Raw genomic sequence first — 7893 nt, 5'->3', positions numbered from 1 at the left:
TCATTGTGTCCTTTTTTCCTGCTTCTGCATTCCCTGATCTTTCCTTCGTGCACGTTGTTGAGCCAGACGACTTTTCCCTTTGTCTATACGTTGCACATCGTCAAGACGTTTCTGTTCTTTCATATGCCCGTTTTCCGACCGTGCAAGAAACTCTGCTAGAGCATGAATCGTTGGATATTGAAAGAAATCGACAATTGAAATCTCGCGTTGAATCATATTCTGTAGTTTGCTTTTCACCTGCGTGAGCAACAATGAATTGCCACCGAGATCAAAAAAACTGTCATGAATCCCAACATCTTGGATATGCAAAATGTCCCGCCACACTGACGCAATAGCTTGTTCAATCTTTGTCTCCGGCACGACATGGCTCACACTCACCATCGAACGTTGTACTTCATGAACAGGCAAGGCATGACGATCGATCTTTCCATTTGGCGTTAAAGGAATTTCCTTCACTATGTGAAAGACGGCGGGAACCATATAATCCGGGAGTTGTTGTTCTAGATAGGTTCGCAATTCGCCTCGAAGATCTTTTGGGGTTGGTTGTAAATCAGACGATCCCCGAGAAAAGAGTCTTTGATAAAAGGTCGTCTGTTGAAACAACGGCTGTCGATAGGCCGAGTCGTAGGTAAACTCTACATGCGGACTACCTGTTCTGATGAGTTTTCCTTCCAATCGGTAATTGGGGTGAACAGGATGTTCGTCCATGAGCCGATATCCAACAGCATGGATGGAATCCCCTTTTCGAACTTCGATTCCGGGATAAAAGACAGGGAAAAAGACTGGGATCCAGCTATATTGATGATATCGTCCCGTTAAAACATCATTGACTTGTCCTTCAATTGTCGAGAATGCCAACCACAACAAAAATCCATCGATGCGTCCATTCTTATGTATCTTCAAAGTAATGTCCGTCTTAGCAAGAGGGTCAATTAGTCCGGTAAAGACTAAATCTTCAAACTGCTGAACATCTGACAACAAATGAATGCGCGAAAAATTCTTAATTCCTACTCGTACGTCAAACGGGTACCCCACGTCAGAAAAAATCTTTTGTACATATGGCCACGTTAACTCCGAAAACCTTGGCTGCTGTGCAACGGCATCTGGTAATGACACTGCTGCAATATTTGTTGCACTTCGAAAAGGAATCATCACACCATCTTTTTTCAGAAAACGTCTGGCAGAGTTTAAGATACTTACTACGCCTTCGGAAGAGGCGATATGACCAAGCAGTTCAGATACACAGACATCCACGGACTCTGGTAACTGAACTTGCATGACATCACCATGAACAAGGGTAATTTTGTTGGATAATCCGACCTCTTCTATAAGAGATTGCGCCTGTTTATATGCCTCTTCCAGCATCTCTATGGCATACACATGCTCAGCTCCAGCCTCCACACACATTCGTGCCAACAACACATCAGCTCCGGTACCAAGATCCACGACTGTTTTTCTGGGAACAAGCTGCTCAATCGCTGTCTGATAAGTGAGATTTCTGAGTTCATCATGAGTCATCGCGTAATACATGACAGCGTCATAGACGGGATATTCACCAACTGAAGGCCACAATTCTGGCAACCCAAGCTTTGGCTCTACATATGCCAGCAAGTTCTTCTGATGAGTTTCATCTTCATAAATCACGACGGCACATGCTTCCACCCCTAAATGTCGTGAGATCGCTGCCTCAATTTCACCTACCTCTATCCGGAAACCTCGAACTTTCACTTGCTCATCTACTCGCCCCTGAAACTCCAAATTGCCATCGGTCAAGTACCGAACCCGGTCACCTGTCTGATACAACCGCTTCCCAGGTATAAGGCTAAAAGGGTCGGGCAAAAACCGCACTGCTGTAAGCTCGGGATTCTGATGATAGCCCCGCGCCAGCCCGTAGCCGCCGATATAGAGCTCCCCCCACACCCCAATCGGCACCGGTTGTAGGTGCGAATCCAACACATACACCTGCATGTTCGAGATCGGTCGTCCAATGGGGATCGTCGTCTGCTCCATCCCTCGCTGACATGCCCATGCCGTCGCATCCATCGTCGTCTCAGTCGGCCCATAAAGATTATGCAGTTCCACTGACTCACCTAGCACGGCCCACACTCGCGCTTGCAATTCGAAAGGCAGCACTTCACCTCCACAGATGATCCGCCGTAAAGCTCCACAGCGCCGAAACGCAGGCTCCTCCATCAGCACCCGTAACACCGCCGGCACGACATCGATCACCGTCACTTCTTGCTTCAGACAAAATTCCGCTAAAGCCTGACTATCAAAGTGTTTAATCGGCGGGAGCAGGCACAGGCGAGCCCCAGCCAACAGCGGTGCCAACACTTCCAAGCTACCGACATCAAAGCTCAACGAGTATTTTTGCGGGACGCGATCCGTTGATGTCAGTGGCAATGCTTGCTGATACCATTGCATATGATTGTTCAGTGCCCCATGAGTCACCACCACACCTTTGGGAGTTCCTGTGGACCCAGAGGTGTAAATCACATAGGCAGCTTGATCGGGCTCAAGTATCGCATGGAGATTTTCCGACGACTCGGTCGCGATCGTATCCCAGTCGGTATCGAGCTGCAGCATTTTAATACCGCTCTCGGATAGCCGCGAGACAAGCCGCTCCTGGGTTAGCAGGAGCGTAACCTGGGCATCGATCAGCATCCATTTTTGGCGGGCAAAAGGATAGGTAGGATCAATGGGTACATATGTGCCACCGGCCTTGAGAATGCCTAACAAAGCTATGACCATTTCCCATGAACGCTCCAAACATAACCCCACTCGCACCTCAGGACCAACGCCACAGCTTCTTAAGTGATGTGCTAACTGATTCGTCCGAACATTGAGGACATCATAGGTCAAACTCCCCCCTTTACCGATGACGGCTTCAGCATGTGGCGCTGCTAACACTCGTGCCTCAAGTTGCTCCACCACATTATGCTTCAACGAATGTGACGTTCCATTCCTATTCCAGTCTATGAGTACCTGTCTTCGTTCAGCCTCGGGGAGAAGTGAATACTGCGAAATGCGTAAATGGGGAGTATTCACCACAGCTTCTAGTAACGTCGTAAATTGTGCAGCCATGCGCTCGATTGTCTGCTCATCAAAGAGATCGGTGTTGTATTCCCACATTCCACAGAGCCCTTCTGCCTTTTCCATAAACGCGATATTCATATCAAATTGCGAGGTACCACTTTCCGTGTGCAGTTGGCTCACCTCAAGACCAGGTAGCTCAAGTTCACCCAATGGCATATTCTGTAAAGCCATCATCACTTGAAAAAGGGGACTATGGCTTAACTTCCGAACAGGCTGTACGGCTTCCACAACTTGCTCAAACGGTACAGCTTGATGTGCCTGGGCTCCTAATACGGTTTCGCGTACACGGGCCAGTACTTCACTAAAAAAAGGATCCCCAGATAGATCCGTCCGAAGAACCAACGTGTTGACAAAAAATCCAATGAGCTTCTCTATATCTATTTGAGATCTGTTTGCCACCGGTGTCCCGACAACAATATCCACTTGGCCTGTGTAGCGTGCGAGCATTATCTTCAAGACAGACAACAATATTGTAAATATCGTTGTTGCTTGTTGTTGGCTCAGATGCCGAATTATTTCAAATACTGGCGAAGGGATCATGAAAGAATGCATAGCCCCTCGATGGCTCTGGACTGATGGCCGTGGCCGATCCGTCGGTAACACCAACATCGCTGGGGTTCCCTGCAAACGCTTTCGCCAATACGCCAATTGACCCTCTAAAAACGGCCCTTGAAGACGCAGCTTTTGCCACTGCACATAATTCACATATTGAAGAGGCAAGGCAGGTAAAGGTGAAGGTTTGCCTTCGAGTGCAGCCTTATACATTGAGCCCAATTCACGAACGAGAATACCCACCGACCATCCATCAGCCACAATATGATGCATGGTCACAAACAATACAGAAGTCTCTTTATTGAGATGCAATAACTTCATACGAACCAACGGACCATGCGCGAGGTCGAAAGCTTGTTGTGCCTCGTCAACAGCCAACTGTTGAACCGCAGATTTTTGTTCTTTTTCATCGAGTTTGCTGAGATCCGTTCTAGCCAGTTCGAGATTACTTTTTTCATTAATGACCTGAACAGGTTTACCCCCACTGGAAGGAAAGGTCGCCCGCAGCACGTCATGCCGACGCACGATCTCTTGAAGACTCCACTCCATTGCCGGAACATCCAGAAGACCTGTGAACTTCAATGCTATAGGAATATTGTAGAAGGGGCTGCTTTGATCAAGTTCGGTTAAAAACCATAATCGTTGTTGAGCAAAAGACAATGGTTGATCTTGCGCTCCTACTGACGCATTCAGTGGGATAGATTGATTAGCATGAACGGATGCAAGCCCTTCACGTAGCAAGAAAGAAATATACTCACTCAACTTAGCTACCGTTGGATGTTCAAACAAATCTTCCAACGAAAGCTCAACAGCACAACGCTCTTGTATGCGGGACAGCACTTGCGTCCCCCGTAGCGAATCACCGCCGAGCGCAAAAAAGTGACTTTCTCGGTTCACCACCGGACGTTCCAGTACCTCCTGCCAAACATCCACCAACATCGCTTCGATGTCAGTCCAGGCATCCTGTGGGACATTGGGCACAGAGGTCGTATCTAAGACCGATTCGTCAACCAGAGCTAACGTATGAGCCAGAAATCGCTCACGCGCGAGATACCGCTGCACTTTGCCACTCGACGTTTTAGGGAGACTGCCGGGCTTGATTAAGGCAACCGCATAGACGTGCAGGTCATGGGCATCGGCCACCGCCGTGCGAATACCAGAAACCATTTCTTGAGTATCCCCGTTCATGCGAAGATCAACTTCTTGTACGGTTACCACACGCTCTTCACTCTCAACGTCGATCGTGAACACTGCGCCACCCCCATCACGAAGGGCTTGATGACTCTGAGACACCGTCCATTCCAGATCATGTGGATGGTGGTTCCTGCCCCGGATGATTATGAGATCTTTGAGCCGACCGGTGATGAACACGTGGCCGTCGTGCAAAAACCCTAAGTCGCCGGTTCGAAGGTACGGTTCATCTCCGGACGAGAGCCTCGCTTGAAATGTCGCCGCTGATTCTTCCGGTCGATTCCAGTACCCTTGCGCCACGCTTGGACCCGTGACCCATACTTCTCCAACGCTTCCCTCCGCACAGGGTTGTCGATGTTCGGGATCCACGATCATGATGCAATGATCAGCATATGCATGCCCACACCCAACGACCTGCGGATGATCATGCCCCTTCCCTGGATGCACGATGTCCGCAGTCCGGTCCGGTGATGAAGGCTGAAGCGCGGTCAATACTGGCATCGCTTTGGGTTCACCACCGGAGACCATCAGTGTCGATTCCGCCAGGCCATAACAGGGATACAACGTCGACCGGTGAAACCCACACGGCTTGAACGCCGCCTCAAACTTGTCCAACGTGGCAGGACGGATGGGTTCCGCCCCGTTAAAGGCAACCCTCCAACACTCCAAATCCAGGCCTTCCCGCTGCGCTTGGGAGATCTGCTTGACACACAAGTCATACGCGAAATTGGGACCTCCGCTGGTAGTCGCCCGATACCGTGAAATAGCATCAAGCCATCGTAGGGGCTTTTGTAAAAAATGATGTGGCGCCATGAGTACGCAATGCGCACCCAAGTACAACGGCTGAAGCACATTCCCGATTAATCCCATGTCGTGGTACAGAGGGAGCCAGCCCACCACAACCGAGTGTTCATCATGGCCGAATGCATGCTGAATGACCCGTTGGTTGGCCATAAGGTTGCCATGGGTCACCATGACGCCTTTGGGGTGACCGGTTGAACCGGACGTGTATTGCAGAAATGCGAGAGACTCGGAATGTACATCGACTGTGGGACAGGACTCAGTGGACGTAGAAGCGTGAGGCTCAATATCAACCCATCGCAGGGCTTCAAATGTCTGCTGGCTGCCATCATCCATTCCCTGCTCATCGCGCAGCCGATGAACCAGTCGATCAATGGTAGTTCGCATTCGTGGTGTCGAGAGCGCAATACTTGGACTGGCATCATGTAGTATAGAAAGAAATTTCGGAAAGCTCCGTGACCGTTGAGGCGGATAAGCCGGAACGGCAACCACTCCCGCATAGAGACAACCTAAGAAGGCCACGATGAAAGCAAGACCGGGAGGAAAGAGCAACACCGCGCGTGAACCAGGCGTTTCGGTTTTAAGCAACTCACTCGCGATGAGACGAGCCCGGCTATTCAGCTCTCCATAGGTCAGGTCAACCGTCGCACGTTCACCATCGGTCAGGAACGTATAGGCCAAACGGTCGGACTCCTGCATCACGTGTTTCTGTAGAACCTCAATTAGGGTCATAGCCATGGATTGCTCTTTCCATATATCCGAGGGTGATTTTTAAGCAATTCGAAATACAACAATACATCCAATCACGAGATCCAAAACACATCTAAAACTCTTATCTCAAAACTTCAGACGGATCCTAATCCCTAGAGTTGACTCCTGTTCAGTGAATCCCTTCTCACCCTCCCCCCCTACCTTCGCCGAAGCGCTTCGGCGCGCAGACAGGTCTCCCACAAGAGGAGAGGGAACTTTCAGATGTCCCGAACTTCACGATCATTTCCAGTGCCTTGTCATTCGGTTTTCGAGATTAGAGTTTTGTATTACCTCTCTCTACACCTCACGCTTCACGAACAACACTTCACATCTTTTCTCCATACGCTTCTGCCATGGCCACCAGCACCGTCCGGTCACCTTCATACGGAGCCCGTCCATGTGCCGCCAACATGTTATCGAGTAACAGCACATCGCCTTGCTGCCAAGGGAAACGCACTTCAACACGGCGGTACGCGGCGTGTATCTGCTCTAGATCTTCCCGTGCGATTGGACTCCCATCACCATAGTACGCATTGCGAGGCAGATCGTCCTCACTTACGGTGATCAACAATGCATCCAGAACATGAGGGTCTAAGTTTGAAATATGAAACAGATGCGCCTGGTTAAACCACACAGAGTCGCCGGTTTGAGGATGCGTCGCGACGGCTTGGCAGATTTGGCGAGTCCGCAAGCTTCCATCCGCTTTCCATTCACATTCAATGTTGGTCTGTTGACAATAGGCCTCAACCTCTAACCGAGAGGTCGTCTGAAACACCTGTTCCCATGGCACATCGAGCCCATTCCCGTAGTTGCGCACATACATCACGTTCCGGTCGATGAACCGTTGCCGAATAGCCTGAGGGATACGTTGGTACACTTCTCGACTGTCTGCAATCGGCGTCTCTCCACCTTGTGTGGCCACGTGACGGGAATAAAACCAGATTTTCATCGGCCATTCACGAGTGTATGATTGTTCATTATGCAAAGGAATGGATTGATGAGCCGGATATTCCGTCGATGTATACACCTTCCCACTGACCTGCGAACGAGGGGTTGACCCGAACTCGTAATCCAGTAAGCGCTGGCTCACGGCCTTGGCGATAGACTCGAATTGATCCGCCGAGTGAACGGTGAATCCACGAAACAAGATGCCTCCATAAATCGGCAAGTAAGATTCAAGACCGGCTTCAAGAAAAGCCTTGATGGCATCTGGACGCACATCATCGATTGGTCGAACGACAAGTGGAAGTGATGACTGATGAGAGAAGGTCTCAAGCCTGACAGGAATATCGATTGGCACGGTTAACGCAAGACTAGGCATGGCTATTGATGACCTTTTGCATATGATTGTTCATAAAATGTTGGGAGTCTTTTGCCATTCTCTGACACTCCGAGCTTCAGGAATACGGCAAGAGTGATTCGCTGGCTTAAGTATTAACAAATAGATCATTCTGTCATTCGATATTGTTTCGTACTTCAACTTTCAGATTTCGATTTTTTAAC

At 49.6% G+C, this 7893-nt stretch carries 2 protein-coding genes; both read right to left on the bottom strand.

Annotated features, from left to right (window positions below; translation table 11 throughout):
- Nucleotides 1-6378, bottom strand: a complete 6378-nt coding sequence (locus tag ACWHX8_RS08130; protein ID WP_447971452.1) for an amino acid adenylation domain-containing protein — start codon at nucleotides 6376-6378, stop codon at nucleotides 1-3.
- 337 nt (nucleotides 6379-6715) lie between these two features.
- Nucleotides 6716-7711, bottom strand: a complete 996-nt coding sequence (locus ACWHX8_RS08125) for a TauD/TfdA family dioxygenase (protein ID WP_447971451.1) — start codon at nucleotides 7709-7711, stop codon at nucleotides 6716-6718.
- Nucleotides 7712-7893: the final 182 nt, after the last annotated feature.

Source organism: Nitrospira sp. M1, from assembly GCF_965152605.1.
The sequence above is the reverse complement of the archived record's forward strand: the minus strand, read 5'-3'. Positions and strand labels throughout refer to the sequence as shown.